Source organism: Salinimicrobium sp. CAU 1759, assembly GCF_054482715.1.
Map to the genome: position 1 here is coordinate 1,376,333 of NZ_JBTLRK010000001.1, position 18,080 is coordinate 1,394,412.

21 protein-coding genes and 2 tRNA genes are annotated in these 18,080 nt (G+C 42.0%); 9 read left to right on the forward strand and 14 right to left on the reverse strand.

What is annotated here, in order from left to right:
- Positions 1–14 precede the first annotated feature (14 nt).
- Genes ACXYMT_RS06075 through gpmI form a run of 6 tightly spaced genes read right to left on the reverse strand, consistent with a single transcriptional unit; the run spans position 15 to position 4,682 of the window.
- Entirely contained in the window at positions 15–779 is a 765-nt protein-coding gene (locus tag ACXYMT_RS06075; RefSeq protein WP_459059152.1) for a class I SAM-dependent methyltransferase, read from the reverse strand.
- Positions 779–1,342 (reverse strand): HNH endonuclease, encoded by a 564-nt coding sequence (locus ACXYMT_RS06080; protein ID WP_459058192.1) that lies wholly within the window; start codon positions 1,340–1,342, stop codon positions 779–781. Before ACXYMT_RS06080 ends, ACXYMT_RS06075 begins: the two co-directional genes overlap by 1 nt.
- The gene (map, locus tag ACXYMT_RS06085; RefSeq protein ID WP_459058193.1) at positions 1,335–2,159 is read right to left on the reverse strand and encodes a type I methionyl aminopeptidase; all 825 of its coding nucleotides are present in this window, start codon (positions 2,157–2,159) and stop codon (positions 1,335–1,337) included. Before map ends, ACXYMT_RS06080 begins: the two co-directional genes overlap by 8 nt.
- The gene (locus ACXYMT_RS06090) at positions 2,159–2,575 is read right to left on the reverse strand and encodes a BT0820 family HAD-type phosphatase (protein WP_459058194.1); all 417 of its coding nucleotides are present in this window, start codon (positions 2,573–2,575) and stop codon (positions 2,159–2,161) included. Before ACXYMT_RS06090 ends, map begins: the two co-directional genes overlap by 1 nt.
- Before the next feature lie 38 nt (positions 2,576–2,613).
- Positions 2,614–3,162, reverse strand: coding sequence for a thioredoxin family protein (locus tag ACXYMT_RS06095; RefSeq protein WP_459058195.1), 549 nt, complete (start codon positions 3,160–3,162; stop codon positions 2,614–2,616).
- Positions 3,163–3,164: 2 nt separating this feature from the next.
- Positions 3,165–4,682: a 2,3-bisphosphoglycerate-independent phosphoglycerate mutase gene (gene gpmI / locus ACXYMT_RS06100; protein ID WP_459058196.1), complete on the reverse strand. Its 1,518-nt coding sequence runs from the start codon at positions 4,680–4,682 to the stop codon at positions 3,165–3,167.
- 270 nt (positions 4,683–4,952) lie between these two features.
- Between gpmI and ACXYMT_RS06105 the strand changes: the two genes are divergently transcribed.
- The gene (locus ACXYMT_RS06105) at positions 4,953–5,699 is read left to right on the forward strand and encodes a murein L,D-transpeptidase catalytic domain family protein (protein ID WP_459058197.1); all 747 of its coding nucleotides are present in this window, start codon (positions 4,953–4,955) and stop codon (positions 5,697–5,699) included.
- 3 nt (positions 5,700–5,702) lie between these two features.
- Here the strand turns inward: ACXYMT_RS06105 and ACXYMT_RS06110 are convergent, their stop codons facing one another.
- The 4 genes from ACXYMT_RS06110 to ACXYMT_RS06125 are packed head-to-tail and all read right to left on the reverse strand — an operon-like array spanning position 5,703 to position 8,628.
- A complete protein-coding gene (locus ACXYMT_RS06110; RefSeq protein ID WP_459058198.1) occupies positions 5,703–7,319 on the reverse strand; it encodes a L,D-transpeptidase family protein in 1,617 nt (538 codons plus the stop codon).
- Positions 7,316–7,759 (reverse strand): GNAT family N-acetyltransferase, encoded by a 444-nt coding sequence (locus ACXYMT_RS06115; protein WP_459058199.1) that lies wholly within the window; start codon positions 7,757–7,759, stop codon positions 7,316–7,318. The genes ACXYMT_RS06110 and ACXYMT_RS06115 overlap by 4 nt, the downstream gene beginning before the upstream one ends.
- A gap of 10 nt (positions 7,760–7,769) precedes the next feature.
- Entirely contained in the window at positions 7,770–8,066 is a 297-nt protein-coding gene (locus ACXYMT_RS06120; protein WP_459058200.1) for a GNAT family N-acetyltransferase, read from the reverse strand.
- A 1-nt stretch (position 8,067) separates the two neighbouring features.
- Positions 8,068–8,628: a ClpP family protease gene (locus ACXYMT_RS06125; protein WP_459058201.1), complete on the reverse strand. Its 561-nt coding sequence runs from the start codon at positions 8,626–8,628 to the stop codon at positions 8,068–8,070.
- 111 nt (positions 8,629–8,739) lie between these two features.
- Between ACXYMT_RS06125 and ACXYMT_RS06130 the strand changes: the two genes are divergently transcribed.
- The 5 genes from ACXYMT_RS06130 to ACXYMT_RS06150 all read left to right on the forward strand — a co-directional run bounded on the left by ACXYMT_RS06130 (position 8,740) and on the right by ACXYMT_RS06150 (position 11,232).
- Positions 8,740–9,111 (forward strand): GNAT family N-acetyltransferase, encoded by a 372-nt coding sequence (locus ACXYMT_RS06130; protein WP_459058202.1) that lies wholly within the window; start codon positions 8,740–8,742, stop codon positions 9,109–9,111.
- A gap of 53 nt (positions 9,112–9,164) precedes the next feature.
- A tRNA-Gly gene (locus tag ACXYMT_RS06135) sits at positions 9,165–9,240 on the forward strand.
- A gap of 277 nt (positions 9,241–9,517) precedes the next feature.
- Complete coding sequence (locus ACXYMT_RS06140; protein WP_459058203.1) at positions 9,518–9,715, forward strand: hypothetical protein; 198 nt, start codon at positions 9,518–9,520, stop codon at positions 9,713–9,715.
- Between the two features lie 34 nt (positions 9,716–9,749).
- Positions 9,750–10,562, forward strand: a complete 813-nt coding sequence (locus ACXYMT_RS06145; protein WP_459058204.1) for a GNAT family N-acetyltransferase — start codon at positions 9,750–9,752, stop codon at positions 10,560–10,562.
- Between the two features lie 73 nt (positions 10,563–10,635).
- Complete coding sequence (locus tag ACXYMT_RS06150; protein WP_459058205.1) at positions 10,636–11,232, forward strand: alpha-ketoglutarate-dependent dioxygenase AlkB family protein; 597 nt, start codon at positions 10,636–10,638, stop codon at positions 11,230–11,232.
- Here the strand turns inward: ACXYMT_RS06150 and ACXYMT_RS06155 are convergent.
- Positions 11,222–12,151, reverse strand: coding sequence for a glutaminase (locus ACXYMT_RS06155; protein WP_459058206.1), 930 nt, complete (start codon positions 12,149–12,151; stop codon positions 11,222–11,224). The two genes, ACXYMT_RS06150 and ACXYMT_RS06155, sit on opposite strands and share 11 nt — an antisense overlap.
- Positions 12,138–12,845, reverse strand: coding sequence for a dipeptidase PepE (gene pepE / locus ACXYMT_RS06160; RefSeq protein WP_459058207.1), 708 nt, complete (start codon positions 12,843–12,845; stop codon positions 12,138–12,140). The genes ACXYMT_RS06155 and pepE overlap by 14 nt, the downstream gene beginning before the upstream one ends.
- Before the next feature lie 233 nt (positions 12,846–13,078).
- Here pepE and ACXYMT_RS06165 point away from each other — a divergent pair, with 233 nt between their 5' ends.
- Positions 13,079–13,861, forward strand: a complete 783-nt coding sequence (locus ACXYMT_RS06165) for a hypothetical protein (RefSeq protein WP_459058208.1) — start codon at positions 13,079–13,081, stop codon at positions 13,859–13,861.
- Positions 13,862–13,929: 68 nt separating this feature from the next.
- Complete coding sequence (locus ACXYMT_RS06170; protein WP_459058209.1) at positions 13,930–14,739, forward strand: hypothetical protein; 810 nt, start codon at positions 13,930–13,932, stop codon at positions 14,737–14,739.
- 138 nt (positions 14,740–14,877) lie between these two features.
- Here the strand turns inward: ACXYMT_RS06170 and ACXYMT_RS06175 are convergent.
- Positions 14,878–14,951, reverse strand: a tRNA-Arg gene (locus ACXYMT_RS06175).
- 301 nt (positions 14,952–15,252) lie between these two features.
- Between ACXYMT_RS06175 and ACXYMT_RS06180 the strand changes: the two genes are divergently transcribed.
- Complete coding sequence (locus ACXYMT_RS06180; protein WP_459058210.1) at positions 15,253–16,053, forward strand: M15 family metallopeptidase; 801 nt, start codon at positions 15,253–15,255, stop codon at positions 16,051–16,053.
- Here the strand turns inward: ACXYMT_RS06180 and ACXYMT_RS06185 are convergent.
- Positions 16,024–17,934 carry a T9SS type B sorting domain-containing protein gene (locus ACXYMT_RS06185; RefSeq protein WP_459058211.1) on the reverse strand — a complete coding sequence of 637 codons (1,911 nt, stop codon included), beginning with the start codon at positions 17,932–17,934 and terminating at the stop codon, positions 16,024–16,026. The two genes, ACXYMT_RS06180 and ACXYMT_RS06185, sit on opposite strands and share 30 nt — an antisense overlap.
- Between the last annotated feature and the right edge of the window lie 146 nt (positions 17,935–18,080).

Consider the following 18,080-nt stretch of genomic DNA (forward strand, 5'->3'; position numbering starts at 1 on the left):
CCCCACTAAGTAATTCACTTCCTTGCCACAGGAATAATTTCTCCTTTTGCCAGTCTGTATCTGTCCACCAGATGTGGATCCAGGTTTGATGTTAAGTCCACTTCCTCAACCTCAAATCCAATACTGCGGAGTTTATCGAAATAATCTCTTCCATACACTCTTACATGGTCATATTGCCCAAAGATTTTCGCTCTTTCTTTTGGATCTGTAATAGCGTCATCCTGGAAGGTTTTTTTCCGTTGTAAATCCTGTGGGATTTGTAGAATGGCTGTGCCCCCGGGTTGAAGAATGCGGTATAGTTCCTTCATTGCCTGCGTATCATCTGGAATATGTTCCAGGACGTGATTGCACAATATAATATCAAAGCTATTATCCAGAAAAGGTAAGTTACAAATGTCTGCTTTTACATCTGCAAGAGGTGATTCCAAATCAGTAGTGGTGTAGTCGAGGTTCTTTAACTTCCGAAATCTTTTATAAAAAGCCTGCTCAGGTGCGAAATGCAACACTTTATGAGGAGCAGTGAAGAAATCAGTGTGGTTTTTAAGGTATAGCCATAGCAGCCTGTGTCGTTCCAGAGAAAGGGTAGAGGGGGAGAGTACATTTTCCCGCTGTTGTTCATAGCCATAGGGAAGGAATTTTGAAAAGCTTCTGCCGTCTATGGGATCTGTGTATCTGTTTCCACGGAGGCTAAGCAGGAAAAAAGGTTTCACCACATAGCTTAGCCTAATGAGAATGGGACGCGGGATCTTGTTCAGAAAAAACTTAAAAGCCTTCCCGATCATACTTTTATATCTCCCCAGTTTTCGCCCGACTTGATCCTGTACAACTGCATTTCTGAAACCCCAAATTGCTTTGCAAGTACTCTGATTCTGGTTTTTCGGTTTGGATCAAGTAGTTTTTTCTTCAGAATTGTGGCCTGGGCATAAGAGAGCTTTGAGTAGCATTTGATGGTTCCAAGCTTGCGCTTAAGTTTATTCTCCTTCACTTGTGGATTATTCTGCTGGTGCGCAACCCATTGCTTCTTGCTCACCCATGCGAGATTGCTCGCCTTGTTCTCGGTCTTATTGTAGTTTTTGTGGATCACATACTCATCTCCGTCTTTCTTAGAAAGAAATAGCTCGGCTACGACGCGGTGAATATAACAGGCTTGTTTCTTGCCATTTTTGAGTGTTGCAACAAAAGTGAGAAAGCCCTGGGACTTTCCACCCTTTAGCAGGTCTCCGTCAGGATTCTTGACATAGCTCACCACCCTTCCATAGTTAGAGACAGCATAACGGAAACGTTCCTGCCAGTTTTCCCTGGAATAAGGGAGCCACTTTTCCTGCCGAAAATTTTTAATCATTGAAGTTGATGGTTTGTGCCCGGAATTCTTCCTCTTCGTCACTTTTTATCCCCAAAGCTTCATAAATGTAATGAAAAGTTGATAATAGTTCGGGTTTTCCATCAATAATTGCAACATCGTGTTCGAAATGTGCACTCGGTTTATTATCTGCGGTTAAAATAGTCCAGCCATCTTTTAGCTGTTTTATTCTGTGAGTTCCCGCATTGATCATAGGCTCAATAGCCACAACCATACCATCAACGAACTTTTTACCGCGGCCTCTTCGGCCGTAGTTCGGCATTTCCGGATCTTCGTGCATTTTTGCACCCAACCCATGTCCAACCAGTTCCCTAACTACTCCAAAGCCATTTTTCTCTGCATGTTGCTGGATCGCGAAACCCACATCTCCAACCCGGTTTCCTATCTTGAATTCCCTGATCCCTATATAAAGTGATTCCTTAGTAACATCAAGTAATTTCTGAGTTTCAGGATCTATTTCTCCTACACTGAAAGTATAGGCATGGTCTCCGTAAAATCCGTTTTTATAGGCACCGCAGTCAATGGAAATTACATCCCCTTCTTTAAGGGGCTCCTTGTTGGGTATGCCATGTACTACCTGGGCGTTTGGACTCATGCAGAGGGAATTGGGAAAATCATACATCCCCAAAAATCCGGGTTCGGCGCCATGATCGCGAATGAATTCTTCTGCCAATTTATCCAACTCTAAGGTTGTTACTCCCGGCTTAACTTCCCGGGCGAGCATTCCTAAGGTCTTGGACACGATCAAGGCACTGTGTCTTATAAGTTCAATTTCTTCTCTGGTCTTTGGTATGATCATTATAACCTTTTAAAAATTTTGAGCAATCCATTACTTTTCCGGGGAAGCTCATTTTCCAGTGGATCTGATTTTACAAGCTGATGATAGATCTCTCCCCATGGCGGTAAGCCATTAATATTGCGGTCGTCGATAAAAACGTCGGCAAGGATCTTTCGGCTCATTAGCTTTTCCTCATATTCCTCTTCAGGATAGCTCTTATTAACGGCATAAAATCTAATGCCTTTAGCTTCACAGAATTCCACAGCCTCTTCAAGTTTGACTCCGCATCTATAGGTCCATAAAATGATTTGGTGGCCTTCCTGCTGCAACTTCTTCAAGGTTTCAAAAGCAAACAAGATCGGTTTTCCAATTTTAGGATAGCGGTTCTCTACAAGAGTTCCATCAAAATCAACTGCTATGGTCAACATTTTAGACATGCGCAAAAATAGGAATTATAATTAACGGGGAATTTTCTTTACTCGTATGAATGTTTATAATCCTGACCCGATACTATTTTCGCAATATCATCCTCGAAATCTTCCTGTGGATACTCTACAAATCTTCCTGCTTCCTCTCCATCTTTATAAAAAATGATGGTGGGAACATAAGTGACATCATATTTCATTTGACGATCATCAGGCAGGGTCTTGTCTTCCCGTACTGCTCTCACTTCCATTCTGTCAAGATCATAATTACTTAGTTCCAGGATCTTGTAGAGTTTTGGAACTTCCCGCTGACTATCGGCGCACCAGGTACCCATGAACATTACGATATCATATTCATTGATATTTTCTTTTATCGTTTGCAGGGCTTCATCATTCGGCTTAAATGACTTGTACATTGGATCAAACCAGCCTGAAAAAGGAACTTCTTTTAGATCATCATGGTCTATTTCTCCAACCAAAATATCAGATTGCTCTTCCTGGGTTGCCGGCTCTGGCTGAGTTGCTACTGGCTCTGTTGTTTGAGAACCACCACAATTCGTTGCTGTGATCAACAGCATTAAATAAAATAAGATCTTCATATTTATAATAGGGGTTTTTGAGTCATCAGTTCAGGCTGTTCTATACCCATAAGTTTTAAAATAGTGGGTGCTATATCACCCAAAATTCCGTCCTTTATTTCTTTGATATCTTTATCTACAAGAACAAAAGGTACAGGATTCGTGGTATGGGCCGTATTGGCACTTCCGTCGGCATTGATCATGTATTCACTGTTACCATGATCGGCAATTACCAGAACCGAATAATCATTTTCCTCGGCGGCTTCCACAACTCTTCTCGCACATTCGTCCACCGTTTCACAGGCTTTCACTGCAGCTTCAAAGACTCCGGTGTGCCCAACCATGTCGGGATTGGCGTAATTCAGGCAAATAAAGTCGACCGATTTATCTTTGATCTCCGGCACGATAGCATCAGTTACTTCATATGCACTCATCTCCGGCTGCAGGTCGTAAGTGGCCACTTTGGGAGAGTTGATCATGATCCTGCGTTCTCTTTTAAAAGGTTGCTCTCTTCCGCCGGAGAAGAAAAAGGTGACATGAGGATATTTTTCAGTCTCCGCAATCCGGATCTGTGATTTACCGGCACGTTCCAATACCTCACCCAGAGTAGCTTTAATATCTTCTTTGCTGAAAACAACATGAATATTTTTGAAGGTTTCATCATAGCGTGTTATAGTAACGAAATACAGCGGCATAGCTTTCATTTCCTGTTCGGGAAAATCCTGCTGCGTCAAGGCTTGTGTGAGCTGGCGACCTCTGTCTGTCCTAAAATTGAAGAAGATCACTACTTCCTCCTCTTTTAGAGTAGCTACAGGATTACCTGAGCTATCGGTCATTACAATTGGTTTGATGAATTCGTCTGTAACCCCGTCATCATAGCTTTTTTGAATAGCTTCGGAAGCATACTGATGTTTTTCACCTTGTCCATTGACGATAAGGTCATAAGCCAGTTTTGTCCTTTCCCAACGCTTGTCACGGTCCATGGCATAGTATCTTCCGATTACTGAAGCCAATTTTCCATTTGTTTTTTTCAGGTGCGCCTGCAGGTCTTCAATAAAACCTTTTCCGGAATTTGGATCAACATCACGACCATCGGTAAAAGCATGAACATACTTTTCAGAAATGCCATATTCTTCGGCTGCTGTAAGCAGTCCTTTGAGGTGGTTGATATGGGAATGAACTCCGCCGTCACTTACGAGTCCCATGAAGTGAATGGGTTTGTTATGAGCTTTGGCGTAGTTGAAAGCCTGTTCCAGTACAGGTTCTTTTCCAAGGCTGTTATTTTCAACTGCAAGGTTGATCTTCGCAAGATCCTGATAAACTATTCTTCCTGCTCCCAGGTTCATGTGACCCACTTCACTATTTCCCATTTGCCCTTCGGGAAGGCCAACATTCATTCCGTCGGTGCGAAGTGTACTGTGAGGATACTTGTTATATAGTGAATCAATAAAAGGAGTATTTGCCTGGTCTACGGCCGATGTACCGGGATCGTTGCTGATCCCCCAGCCGTCCAGGATCATCAATATTACTTTCTTATCCATTAAAATAGGGTTTGCACAAAGATACGAAATATGCATAGGGAGAAAAGTTTATAACCCAATCAAAAATGTCCGGAAAAATGAAGTAAACCTAAAAGAAAAAGTTTAACACTTTAAGATTTATTTTATGCAATATTTTTATAATTTTTGAGTTCTTATAAGTGGAGGAGGAGAATGTTAAACTGCTCATTTGTACTGAATTAATTGAAGTTTTTCCCTTTTTGGTATGACCTTTGAATAATTATTGGCAACCAACAACTTTAACAAAAAGATATGATAAAGAAGATCACTGCCCTAACTCTATTTTTAACTCTTACTGCCTCTTTTGCTTTCACTGCTTACAAACCTGCAGAAACTGCTCTTCCGGTTGAAGAAGTGACTGCTACCAATGAAATAGTTGAGCCAACTGCCGAAGAAAAGATCGACCTACTATACGAAAATTTTGTAGCGGTTAACACTAATATGCCATCCAGAGTTTCTTTTACTTATGCACTTACAGGTTATAACAAACTAGAAGCAGAGGAGAAGATCGAAAACCGACTTTTGAGTATTGTCGACTTCAGTCTTCCTTCAACTGAAAAAAGGCTATGGATCCTGGACATGGAAACTAATGAAGTGCTATATCACACTTACGTTTCCCATGGAAAGAATACAGGTGGTAATATGGCTACTAATTTCTCCAACACACCGAACTCTCTACAAAGTTCCCTTGGGTTTTACGTTACTGCTGAAACCTACTACGGGAAAAATGGACTATCTCTTTTCATCGATGGGATGGAAGAAGGATTCAACTCTAAAGCACGTGAGCGTTACGTAGTTATTCATGGTGCAGATTATGCCAAAGAAGGTTCTATCAAGAGACTTGGAAGACTTGGTCGTAGCTATGGATGTCCTGCCGTACCTACTGAAGTATCCAAAGAGATCATCAACAAAATCAAAGGAGGGTCTGCATTATTCATCTACCACACAAGTGAAGATTACCTTGCGAACTCTACCTATATCAATTCTCAGGCAGTCTAAAAATTAGTTTTCTGTCAATTTGGTGTAGATCTGTTCATCAAGATCATATACATCATTTATGACAACAGTTTTATCTCCGGCCCGCCAGGCTGTCCAATAGAAATGATGGACCTGGATGGGCCGGTCTACATTTACAGTGGTTGTCTTACCAGATCGAATTACCTCCTCAATCTTATTTTTATTCCATTCACTCTGATTCTCTACAATATAAGCCGAAAGATCTATGGCGTTCTCAACTCTCACACAACCCGAGCTTTCTGCCCGTTCGGATTGACTGAACAGGCTTTTTGCAGGAGTATCATGTAAATAAATGAGATATTTGTTGGGATACATGATCTTCACCTGTCCCAAAGGATTGGAAGGTCCTGCACGCTGGGTGAAGCTATAGCTCATAGCTTCACTGCTTTCCCAATTCACATTTGAGGGATCGATCCTTTCTCCATTTGTTCCTGTGACCGTCATATTATTTCTGCTTAAGTAAGTACGGTCAGCTGCCATTTTTGGAATGACGTCCTTCGATTTTATGGTAGGAGGAACCGTCCAGGTAGGATTGATCACCAGGTGATTTACAGTATCTGAAAAAATAGGGGTGGGTCGCGCCTTGGCTCCGGCAATCACATTGTGTTTCCTAACAGTGTCGCCATCTTTTACGACCGCCAGCCTGAAGTGAGGTATGTTAATCAGGATATAATGCTCTCCAAGGTCGCGGGGATACCAACGCCATCTCTCCAGATTTGCGAGGATTTGATTGTATATATCCTGCGGACCCTTATTTAGCTCATCAATAGTTGAATTTCCAATAATTCCGTCTGTTTGGATACTCTTACTCTCCTGAAATTCCTTAATGGCCTCTACCAGAACCTCAGAATAAATATTTTGAGTAATCGAGGTATCAGGTTGGAAGCTTTTAAGCTGCTCCAGTCTTTGAGCTATAGCAGGGATTCGGGGGTCGGAATCGCCAGGCTTTATTACTTCTCCTTTTGAGATTTTGTTAATGGTATCCTGTTTGTTTTTCAGCTCTTTATATTCAGCTAAGCTCTTTTTTAATCCCTGATAGATTTGACTCTTTGGTTTGAGATCCTCCAGTATTTCCGGAATCTCATTATTTTCTACACCTTGTATAAGTAATTCTTTAATATCCTTCGGCTGTCTTGAGATACCCCAGAATTCGTGTAATTTTTCGGGATCCAGTTTTCCGTAGTAAAGGTGATTTGCATAGGTGAGAAAAGCATCAGAAAGTAGGAGATCCAGACGCGCTGCCTGCCCTGCATCAAGATCAGATCGGGAAAGCAGAGAATCAATTTCCTGGCCGTGATAATCTCTATAGTCAAGACCTTCGTCGTTGGCAGCTTTTAAGCTGTTATAGAAGGAATGTAGTACTTCTCCATCACGCCATAAAGACCTGTATTCCCTTTGACTATAAATTTCCTCCAGACTTCCCCCTTCAAAAATGTCATTTTTAGCTGATATTTCTGTACGTATGCCATCTGGCGTGGCTTCTGCAATTCTTTGCGATGCTTCATCTGAAGACGCCCGGGTCATTGGATCTTTTTTGTCTCCCTCACAGGCGCTAAGACTAATAAGGAGAATGATCAATGGTAGTAAAAAGTTCTTTTTCATAGTTCAGTAGGGTTTTTGTACATCACAATATGCATGCACACATTTGGGATCATGAACGGAGTACCAATAGGTCTATATCCATGCTTTTCATAGAAGGCAACCGCTGTTTCTCTGGCATTAAACCATAAAAGAATCTGTCGATTTCTCTCCTTCAGGAGCTTTTCGCCGTATAAGAGTAGTTTTGTTCCGAGATTTTTTCCACGAAAGGATGGTAGTACCGCCATGCCTCGCAATTGGTACTGAAAATTTGCTTCAAAAAGCTCATTTTTGCGGGCGACATAGGTAGCAACAGCCACCAGCTTCTGCCGGTTGAAATAACCTAAGTGAACAGTTTCCTCTTCGAGATCTCCTTCAAAAAAGCACTCTTTTAAAGGTCTTCCAGGGCGTAGCACCTCCTGCCGTACCGGGTAAGTGTCTTCGGCTGATATTTTACGGATCAAAGCTTTATAATTATTCCTCCGTAGCTTTTACATCGTGGTATTCCTCATGTCGCTCGAACTGGGCAGCAGCATATTTACACAAAGGATCAATTTTAAGGTCTTTTTCCCGGGCATACTTTACACTGTGCTCCACCAGGCCACTGGCGAGTCCTTCCCCTGTAAATTCTGGTTCGGTTTCCGTATGGTCCAGGGTCATGACATTATTGTCCTGAAGAGTATAGGTGAGTTCAGCAATGATGTCACCATCTTTTTCTATGTAGAACATTCCTTTACCGTCTGCTTCTTTTTGCTGAATTTTCTTATCCATTTTATTTCTTTTGAAGGATTTCGTCTACAATACCATATTCTACAGATTCTGTTGCGTCCATCCAATAATCGCGGTTAAAATCCTTGATGATCCGGTCATAGGATTGTCCGCAGTTTTCGGCCAGGATGCGGGCACTTTGTTCCTTGATCTTAAGGATCTCAGCGGCCTGTATCTCAATATTTGATGCTTGTCCCTGCGCCCCACCACTAGGCTGGTGGATCATTACCTTGGCGTGAGGCTGCACGAATCTTCTTCCTTTAGCACCTGCCGAAAGCAGAATAGAAGCCATGGATGCAGCAAGGCCTGTACAAACCGTAGAAACCGGGCTGTTGAGGCTCAACATGGTATCATAGATGGCAAATCCGGAAGTTACATACCCGCCCGGACTGCTTATAAAGAATTGTATTTCCTCGTTTCCGGTGGCATCCAGGTACATCATTCTTTCGATGATGTGTTTTGCTGTTTTTTCATTTACAGTTCCCCAAAGGAAAATTTTACGTTCATTGAGAAGGGAACGTTCTATGTGATCCTGAAGTTTTCCGGTTTTATCTGTGTCTTTCATGTGAATTTTTAAAGATTGGTAGCTAAAAATATGACTATTTTTGCAGAAAAATAGGGGATGAAGCTTGCATTTAACAAGATTTTAAAGGAAGAAATTCCGCAAATACTGCCTATGATACAAGAGTTAATGGGCAACCAGTTTTCAGATGAAATTTTAACTGAAAGGTTTAGCGAAATGTTCAGCCAGAATTACGAATGTTTTGGAATCTTCGATAAGGAGGAAATGATCGGTGTGTTTGGGATGTGGTTCATGACCCGCCACTATGCCGGTCGCTCGTGTGAACCCGATCACATCTTTATAAAAGAGGATTACAGAAGTAAAGGTGTGGGTAAACATCTTTTCAAGTTCATCTACAGCTATGCTGCAGGGAAAGGTTGTGAAACTTCAGAGTTGAACAGCTATGTGAGTAATTACCGCAGCCATAAATTTTACCTTAATGAAGGCTATGAGATCAAGGGATATCATTTCTTGAAAAAGCTTTAAAAATATTTTGAGCAATAAAAACTTTCAATATATATTTGCAGAGCATTACTAACGCGGGAGTAGCTCAGTTGGTAGAGCGTCAGCCTTCCAAGCTGAATGTCGCCGGTTCGAACCCGGTCTCCCGCTCCAGGCCTCGTCGAAAGACGGGGCTTTTTTTTATGCGGGAGAGCGGGTGAGAAGCCTGTCCCGAGCATAGTCGAGGGGAACCCGGTGTGTCGGCCGAATTGAAATGAGGTAGAACTAACCCTCAGCAGCTCATTGAGAGACGTTTTTTTCATTTACCTGATCATTTGCTTCTTGTTTTTGGCAAGTCTTCCTCTTAAATGTTAATTTTTTAGTTAAAACGGTACCATTCATTGATATTCTTTGTAATTTGATTGAATAATCATTCAAAAACCTAAAAAGAATGAGACAGATCAATCCGCTTTTTCTTACCGGTACACTCGGAATGCTTTTCACATCCATGTTCCATATCGTAATGGCTGCCATTATTTCTGAAGAAGCAACTGCTTCAGCTTTTTGGATGCTTTACCCTGTTTTTGCCGGTATTCTTATCGCCGGCACTTTTGTAATGATGAAAAGAAAACAGACCGTTAAAGAATAAATTCATTTAAATTTGAGCCGCTAATTTTCGGCTCATGAAGATCAATAATCTTGCTTCTACTCCTTTTGATGAGGTGTTGACCTGTTTCCTTTCTGCCTTTCAAAATTATTTCGTTGAACTACCCACCGACAGAATTTACTGGAAAAAGCGATTTAAAAATGCGCGGGTAGACTGGGAGTTATCGTACGGGATGTTTGATGGTGATAAATTGGTTGGCTACATCATTAATGCAGTGGACAGTCACCTCAACAAGCTTACTGCCTACAATACAGGAACGGGGGTCTTAGCCGAATATCGCGGTCATGGAATTGTAGATAGTCTTTATGAACACGCACTGCCATTTCTAAAGCAACACGGAATAGAAAAATGTTTACTGGAGGTGATCTGTGAGAATGAAAGAGCAATAAAAGTTTATAAACGTGTGGGCTTTAAAGCTATACGCACCCTTCGCAGCTTCACCGGGACTATTCCTGAAGTGACTTCGGAAAATTACCTTCAAAAATGTCATTTTTCGCAGGCTTTGGAGGGTGATCTTTACAAAGCAAAACATTATTCATGGGATAATACTGCGGAAGCCGTAGCAATGATGGCCGAAGAAATCCAGACCTGGTGCCTGGGCAATAAAATTTCTCCTGATGCCTACCTGGTAATTGATGAAACCGGAAGTATCCTTCAACTGGAGAGCAAAAACAATGAATATGAGTTACTGCTTCAATCGGCAGCTGTTTTGGCGAAAGATGTAAAACTAAAGAATATTGATTCAGGAAGAACTGAATTGATAAAGACTCTCCAAAAATGGCATTTTTCGAACCCCGTTAATCAGTACGAGATGGAAATGATCATTTAAGACTAGATCATTTTTAAAATTTAAGTATTAAATCCCTTCCGAAAAGAAAGTAATAATTAAAACTCATAGTAAGATGCAATTTTACCAGGATCCTCAAAATTTGTTACCTGTAGATGGGAAGAGTTTCTACTTCGGAAGCATCTTAAATAAAGAAGAGGAAGAGAAGTTTTTTAAAGAATTGATCGAAAAGGTGGATTGGAAGCATGACGAGGTTTTGATCTTAGGAAAAAAGATCACTACCGCCAGAAAGACTGCCTGGTATGGAGACAGGGAATTTGAATATACATATTCAAAAATGACAAAAAAGGCAAATCTTTGGATACCACAGTTACTGCCACTAAAGCAGAAGGTAGAGCAGTTGACGGGCCTGGAATTCAACTCCTGTTTGCTCAACCTTTACCACAGCGGGGATGAAGGCATGTCCTGGCATTCGGATGCCGAGGCAGAGCTGGGTCCTGAACCTGCAATAGCTTCCTTGAGCCTGGGGATAGAAAGAAGATTTTTGTTCAAACACAAAAAATCAGGAGAAAAGATAGAACTTCAGCTGGAACCTGGAAGTCTTCTGCTTATGGCCGGGGAAACTCAAAAATACTGGTTGCACAGCCTTCCGAAGTCAAAGAAGATAAAGGAGCCGAGGATCAACCTCACCTTCAGAAATATTAGAAGATAGAAAAACCGGTAAGGGTCGTAAGTCGTTCCAGGGAAGCCATGCCCAGAGCCGAATTTCCTTTGGGATTGAGCGGCGGACTCCACACTGCTACCGCAAACCTGTCGGGGTGAACAGCAACTATTCCCCCACCAACACCACTTTTCCCCGGTAGACCAACTTCAAAACTAAATTCTCCTGCCTCATCATAGAATCCGCAGGTTTGCATAAGGGCATTGATCCTTTTCACCTGCCGGCCGGTAAGGAATTCTCTGTCCGAATCTATGGTGGTGCCATTGTTGGCAAAAATGATAAAAGCATTGGCCAATTCTTTGCAGGACATAGCGATGGAGCATTGGTGAAAGTAGAAATCCAGCACATCTTCCACATCATTCTCAATGTTTCCGAAAGATTTAAGGTAGTTGACAATAGCGTAGTTCCTATAACCTTCAGATCTTTCGGATGCAGCAACCACGGGGTCGTAATCAATATTGGAATTGCCGGTGATCTCGTGCAAAAAAGCCAGTAGCGAGGCTTTGGCATTACTAAATGAAGATACAAGAACATCGGCTATAACCAGCGCGCCGGCGTTGATATAAGGATTTCTGGGAATCCCCGAGTCATTTTCCAACTGTGAAAGAGAATTAAAAGGGTCTCCGGAAGGTTCTACTCCCACGCGATTCCACAGTTGATCACCCATGACCTTCATTGCCAGGGAAAGGGTGAAAACTTTGGAAATAGACTGAATGGAAAAACGTTCCTTACTATCGCCAAAGCAATAATTGTTTCCCTGCAGGTCATAAAGATGCATTCCATATTTTGAGGAAGGCACTTTAGCCAGTTCCGGAATATAGGAGGCTACCTTACCGGAGCGGGGTTTGTTGATGAACTCCTGCTTTATCTGGTCGAGGATCTTTTGATATTCTACACTATGTGAGGTCATTTAGCAGGGTTTCCGGTTCAACTTCATAGGCGTCCTGACCGGCTTCAAAGATTCGTGCATTAAGGGTTCCCTTTAGCTTGATATCCTTGCCTTTAATTTCAAGCCAACTTCCTTCTCGCAGTCCAACCACCGGGGGTGTATTAAAATTATGGAATTCTTTAATGCGGGTTTCTCTTGTCTCTCCTTTATGAGTGGATTTAGGATCGGGGTCGAGGTAGTGTGGATTTATATTGAAAGGCACAGCCCCTAATGTGGTAAAGGAGGGAGGGTAGACAATTGGCATATCGTTGGTCGTCTTCATACTAAGGCCGGCAATATTTGTTCCGGCACTGGTTCCCATATAAGGAGTTCCATTATTCAGCATTTCCTTTAGCACCGGAATGAGGTCATAATTGTACAGCTGCTGTACGAGCAGGAAGGTATTTCCGCCGCCTGTAAAAATGCCTTCAGCCTTTTTCACGGCTTCAGCTGGCCTGTCAAACTCATGGATACCTTTAATTTTTAGACCTGCCTTTTCAAAAGCTTTTTGGGCTGTTACGGTGTATTCATCATGAGAAATTCCGCCGGGGCGGGCATAGGGGATAAACAGGATCTCGGTGCAGCCCGAAAAATGGCTTTTTAGAGTAGGAATTAAATATTCAAGATAATCCTGGCCGTGCAGGGTTGAAGTACTGGCAAGGAGGAGGTTTTTCATTTTTTAAAAATTAGTAATGACTGTAAAATTAAGAAAACTCGCCAAGGGATGTTTTAAAATTTGGCCAATTCTCAGCTGGACTCAATATTCAAGATAAGGATTGTGGAATCTTTAGGAAAGGCCTGAGATTTCCACCATTAACTACTGTTCCCGAGACTTGACTTTAACTAAAGTTTAGTCGGAAATTAGATTTTTATAAAGATTAGATTTTGTTTCTTTAAAAAAACGGACATATGAAATACCTCTTAAGCCTTATCACATTGTTTCTTTCTTTGACCGCCTTTACGCAAGAGAGGGTACAGATCATAGGAAATATTACGCCACCTATTGGGGAGAGTGCAGAGGGTATTTCTATTATTAACCGAACCGCCAAAAGTGCCACAATAGCCGATGAATCGGGAGATTTTATGATGAGGGTGGCAAAAGGAGATACATTATATTTTTCTGCCTTGCAGTTCCAGAATTTTTCTGTAGTTATTGATAAAGGAGTTTTAGATAGCGGATTGCTCAATGTATTCATGTCCGAGGCGGTTACAGAGCTCCCGGAGGTGGTGGTGACTCCTTATGATCTTTCCGGAAATGTGAGGGTAGATGTGGCTATTATTCCGGTGGTGACGGTAGATCTCCCCACAAAGCCGGCTGCCGAAATTAATCCCTATGAACATATTTTTAGGCCCGATTCGCTGGTCTCGCCTCCCAATGCTGCAATGCGAAGCGGAATGATCTACAGCGGAATGGACTTTGCCAATATCTTCAGGAATATCTTTACTTCCCGCGATGTAATGACCACAGTGGGAGAAGAGGAAGAACTGGACGAACAGGTGCTGCTCTTATATGAAGACGAATTCTTTATGGAACAGCTGAATATCTCTCAGGACAACATCCGCGAGTTCATTTATTTTGCTGAAGATAATGGATTGACTTCTGAAATGCTGAAACCCGATAACGAAATGCTCCTGGTTGATTTCTTGGTAGCTCAAAGTCAGAAGTACAAGCAGCGGAAGGCTGAAGAATAAGCTTTAAGAGTCAATTTGGGTAGGAGGTAGATTACAATTTCTTACAAGATTTTCCGTTTCTTTAGGAGATGAAGAAACTTCTACTTTTAATTTCTTTCATTTTCCTTACTTTTTCTGCTGCTCAATCCCAGGAGCGAGTAGAGGTGACCGGAACAATTATAGTTCCTGCAGGATTTTCGCCTGGTTCAATTCATATTTACAATAAATCTTCGGGTAAAGGTGATATCTCTGATCTTGATGGAAATTTTGATTTATATGTACAGGAAGGAGATTCAGTTTATTTTTCCGCATTGCAGTTCAAAAAATTACTTGTGAGCATTGATTCAACAGTCATAAAGGACCGGCGGTTGGTGGTGGAAATATTAGAGGGAGTAAATGAGCTTCCCGAAGTAGTGATTAGGCCACATGATCTTTCAGGAGATCTTGAGGTCGATGCGGGAAATATTGAGACTCAGCAACTTGTTCTTCCCACGATGTCTGCTATTTCTATTAATGATTATGACTGGGAATGGAGGGCAGATGGACAGACCGGGGTAACAAATGCTGCGATGCCTACAAGTACAGGCATGAAAAATGGGGCAAACCTAAAAGCTCTTTTTGGTGAAGCCATAGGCTTGCTTTTACCTCCCAAAAAGGTCAAAAAACCGGCACCTTCTCAACGGAATATAATAGGTTTAATTAAACTGGAGCGGGAAATAAGAAGCCGCTATGATGAGGTCTTCTTCCAGGATGTTTTAAACATTTCTACAGAAAATATCAGTATTTTCATTGAATTCGTAGACGCTAAAGGATTCTCTTCCGAACTTCTGAAAAAAGAACGGGAGCTGGAGCTTATTGAGCTATTAATTTTGAGAAGTGAGGAATTTGCGGAAGTGTAAACCCAAATCTTAAGCTAGGTTTCAAAGACTTTACAAATCTTTTTCTCCGGACAGGATGATTGTCCTATAGCTCCAAAATTGTGCTTTTCCCGAAAACAAAAAAGTCCACAGCTTTCGCTGCGGACTTTGTCTTTTAAGTGACCTCGCCAGGATTCAAACCTGGAACCTTCTGAGCCGTAATCAGATGCGCTATTCAGTTGCGCCACGAGGCCTAAACTTGCGCCTGTATCGGGCGGGCTTGCCCGCCGAAGCAAAAGGTGTCAACCATTTTGCGTAGGCGGGTGCAAATATAGTCCATTTTATAAAAAAGGAAAATAAATTCAGGTGAAATAAATTATTTTTTTCTTCGCTATGCTTATTGACCGCATTGACTCCTCCTGCAAAAATTTCACTTGCTTTATTAAGAAACTTTTAAGATTTTGGCTGCTTTATTTGAATTTGGAGGATCATGGCAGGTGTCAAAGAGAAAATCCAAATCGAAGGTCAAAATAACTTGATGTCGCGACTCTCCCAATGATACGGAAAATCTTTGCTATCATTTTCTTTATCTCCTTTCCTGCTTCCTCTCAAGAGGCTGCAGGTGTTAAACAACTCCTCCTGGGAAAGTTTGATTACAGACAATCGGGAGATTTTGAAAAGGTAGATAAAAAATATGCAGATAAACCTGTTTATTTGAATTCTGTAGTTTACGCGGCCTATAGGGAGATGCACCGTGCAGCTTTAAAAGATGGTATTGATCTAAAGATCCTCTCGGGTACGCGTAATTTTGAGGAGCAAAAGAAGATATGGGAATACAAATGGCAAAAACTGGAAAGTCTCTCTCCTGTAGAACGGGTCAGATCGATTTTGGAGTTCAGTTCCATGCCATCCACTTCCAGACATCACTGGGGTACAGATATAGATTTGAATTACCTTGAAAATTGTCATTTTGAAGGGGGGAGGGGTAAAGCTGTTTACGAATGGCTGGTAAAGAATGCCGCACGCTTTGGGTTTCATCAGGTCTATACTTCTCAGGAACTTGATCGAAAAGGGTATCACGAGGAAAAATGGCATTGGTCTTACATGCCTTTAGCGTCAAGATTTCTTTCGTTGTACAACCGTGCTATCACCAGCCAAGAGATCACCGGATTTGCCGGTAGTGAACTGGCAGACGAGATAGGGATCATCCAGGAGTATGTGAATGGGATTCCGGCTCATCTCCAGGATCCGCTTCCAATGGCTATTCTGCCAAAAGGAATTGTTCATTTACAGGAGGATGAATCAGGAGAGAAAACTGAGCAGCCTTTACCGCAACAGGCTAAAATGTCCTTTTAAAATGTCATTTTTGGAAGTGATCGCTGTGAACCAGTAGTCATCCACAGGCATTTCATTGCCATTGTATTCTCCATTCCAGGTTTCTTCGGGAGCAAGTTTCTTCAGCAACTTTCCGTAGCGATCATAGATCTCTACAACCTTAATATTCCTTACTTTGTCTGTCAATGGACCCCAGTCATCATTATAGCCGTCTCCATTAGGTGTGAAGAATTCAGGAAAATAGAGCCTGAAATCAGGTGGTCTTCCGGTACCGCCCGGTTTTTTACAGGAATTATCAAGTGCCAAAGTAAATTCTATAGTCACCGATGAACAGGAATTGTCAACATTGGATATTCGAGCCGTGATGATCTGATTTCCTTTTATAGTATTAGTGAATTTATCTGGCAGGGGTGAAGGTAAAGGCTTTCCTTTAGCGTCAAAGTAAAAGATCTCCAGATCAGTCTGGTCTCCTAATATATCCTGCTGTAGATCGCTTAGATCAAACTCTGCAAACCCATCTCCATTCTCGTCACAGGCAATATACGTGTCCGGGTTATTTACTGAAGGAGGAGCTATTTTAAGTGGCTTAATTTTTACTACCCAGCCATCTCTGCCTCCCCTGGAATTTTCAGTCTTATCACCCGAAGCATCCGAATCTGTCCAGCCCGCCAGGACGTAATTACCTTCAACATCTACAAAACCTTGCATAGGTTGATCTGTACTGCTACCACCTATTGTTTTGTCCCAGCATTTTTCTCCTTCCTCCGAAATATGGAATATCCAGAAGTCCCTGTCTCCGCGATTGGTTTCCGTTTTATCAAATCCCGGATCGGAACCCGACATTGCTCCAATCATATAACCTCCCTCTTGTGCCGGATAAAAACTTGAAAGCCATTCTGTAGAATTCCCGCCATAGGTTTGCTGCCATAAGACATCTCCGCGGCTATTTATCTTCACTACCCAGAGATTTATAAAACCATTTGAGCCCACAGTTTTATCTCCACTGATTTCTGAACTTGAATCCCCACCCAACAAATAACCTCCGTCCCGGGTGACCTGCAGGTCGCTTAAATATTCGCCATTATTTCCTCCAATGGTTCTTTGCCAAAGGATCTCCCCCTTAGGATTTATTTCAAATACCCAGTAATCCCCTAATCCCTTTGAGGGTTCACTTTTTGTGGCTGAAATTCCTGAAGAAGAAGTTGCAGCTATTAGAAAGTTACCGTTGTCCATTTTTTCGATCTGCGCATCATGATCATATCCGCTACCGCCATAACTTCTTTGCCATTCGAGTCGGCCCACCCTGTCAAGTTTCAGGATCCAGATATCCGAATTGCCCAGTGCCGGAGTTGTTTTATCTCCTGAAGCTGTGGAATTTGAGGTAGAGCTAAGAAGAAAACCACCATCGTTGGTGACTACAATGTCATTAAGATCTTCAGCATCATTCCCTCCGTAGGTGCGTTGCCACTGTATTTCCCGGTCTTGATCCAGTTTTACCAGCCAGAGGTCCCTGTGACCTCTTAAAACTTCAGTCTTATCCCCGGAAGCTCCTGAGTAAGAATATCCCGCCAAAAGGAAGGTGCCGTCCGCCATTTCGATGACTTTCATGATCATATCCTGGCTGTATCCCCCAAAGGTTTGCTGCCATAGAATATTTCCATTGGGATCCGTTTCTACGATCCAGGAGTCGGAGTCACCACTCAAATGATTGGGGACAGTCTTATCTCCTGAAGCTGAAGAGTAGGAATACCCCGAAAAGAAATAATTACCGCGGCTGTCTTGAAAAGCGTGATGAAACCAGTCTGTACCATCTCCTCCAATAGTTTTTTCCCATAAGAGTTCCTGGCTCCAGCTCTGGCAGCAAATGGACAAACAAATGAGAAAAAAGAAAATTTGCCCCATGGAGGATTTCACTTCTATTTATGCCGGGTTAGGGAGTGGCTTTCGGGCTTCAAATGTAAAGAATTAGAAGTAGGTATTTAACAGAATATTAATATTTGTTATTTCCTAAAGAGGTTTATCAGAGCGCTACAAATTCTTGTGGTTCG

Coding starts and splice junctions, on each gene's coding strand:
- ACXYMT_RS06130 (WP_459058202.1), top strand. CDS start 8,740: ATGATACAAGAGTTAATGGGCAACCAGTTTTCAGATGAAATTTTAACT.
- ACXYMT_RS06090 (WP_459058194.1), bottom strand. CDS start 2,575: ATGTCTAAAATGTTGACCATAGCAGTTGATTTTGATGGAACTCTTGTA.
- map (WP_459058193.1), bottom strand. CDS start 2,159: ATGATCATACCAAAGACCAGAGAAGAAATTGAACTTATAAGACACAGT.
- ACXYMT_RS06180 (WP_459058210.1), top strand. CDS start 15,253: ATGATACGGAAAATCTTTGCTATCATTTTCTTTATCTCCTTTCCTGCT.
- ACXYMT_RS06120 (WP_459058200.1), bottom strand. CDS start 8,066: ATGGATAAGAAAATTCAGCAAAAAGAAGCAGACGGTAAAGGAATGTTC.
- gpmI (WP_459058196.1), bottom strand. CDS start 4,682: ATGGATAAGAAAGTAATATTGATGATCCTGGACGGCTGGGGGATCAGC.
- ACXYMT_RS06165 (WP_459058208.1), top strand. CDS start 13,079: ATGAAATACCTCTTAAGCCTTATCACATTGTTTCTTTCTTTGACCGCC.
- ACXYMT_RS06110 (WP_459058198.1), bottom strand. CDS start 7,319: ATGAAAAAGAACTTTTTACTACCATTGATCATTCTCCTTATTAGTCTT.
- ACXYMT_RS06095 (WP_459058195.1), bottom strand. CDS start 3,162: ATGAAGATCTTATTTTATTTAATGCTGTTGATCACAGCAACGAATTGT.
- ACXYMT_RS06185 (WP_459058211.1), bottom strand. CDS start 17,934: ATGGGGCAAATTTTCTTTTTTCTCATTTGTTTGTCCATTTGCTGCCAG.
- ACXYMT_RS06145 (WP_459058204.1), top strand. CDS start 9,750: ATGAAGATCAATAATCTTGCTTCTACTCCTTTTGATGAGGTGTTGACC.
- ACXYMT_RS06080 (WP_459058192.1), bottom strand. CDS start 1,342: ATGATTAAAAATTTTCGGCAGGAAAAGTGGCTCCCTTATTCCAGGGAA.
- ACXYMT_RS06170 (WP_459058209.1), top strand. CDS start 13,930: ATGAAGAAACTTCTACTTTTAATTTCTTTCATTTTCCTTACTTTTTCT.
- ACXYMT_RS06155 (WP_459058206.1), bottom strand. CDS start 12,151: ATGACCTCACATAGTGTAGAATATCAAAAGATCCTCGACCAGATAAAG.
- ACXYMT_RS06150 (WP_459058205.1), top strand. CDS start 10,636: ATGCAATTTTACCAGGATCCTCAAAATTTGTTACCTGTAGATGGGAAG.
- ACXYMT_RS06105 (WP_459058197.1), top strand. CDS start 4,953: ATGATAAAGAAGATCACTGCCCTAACTCTATTTTTAACTCTTACTGCC.
- pepE (WP_459058207.1), bottom strand. CDS start 12,845: ATGAAAAACCTCCTCCTTGCCAGTACTTCAACCCTGCACGGCCAGGAT.
- ACXYMT_RS06125 (WP_459058201.1), bottom strand. CDS start 8,628: ATGAAAGACACAGATAAAACCGGAAAACTTCAGGATCACATAGAACGT.
- ACXYMT_RS06140 (WP_459058203.1), top strand. CDS start 9,518: ATGAGACAGATCAATCCGCTTTTTCTTACCGGTACACTCGGAATGCTT.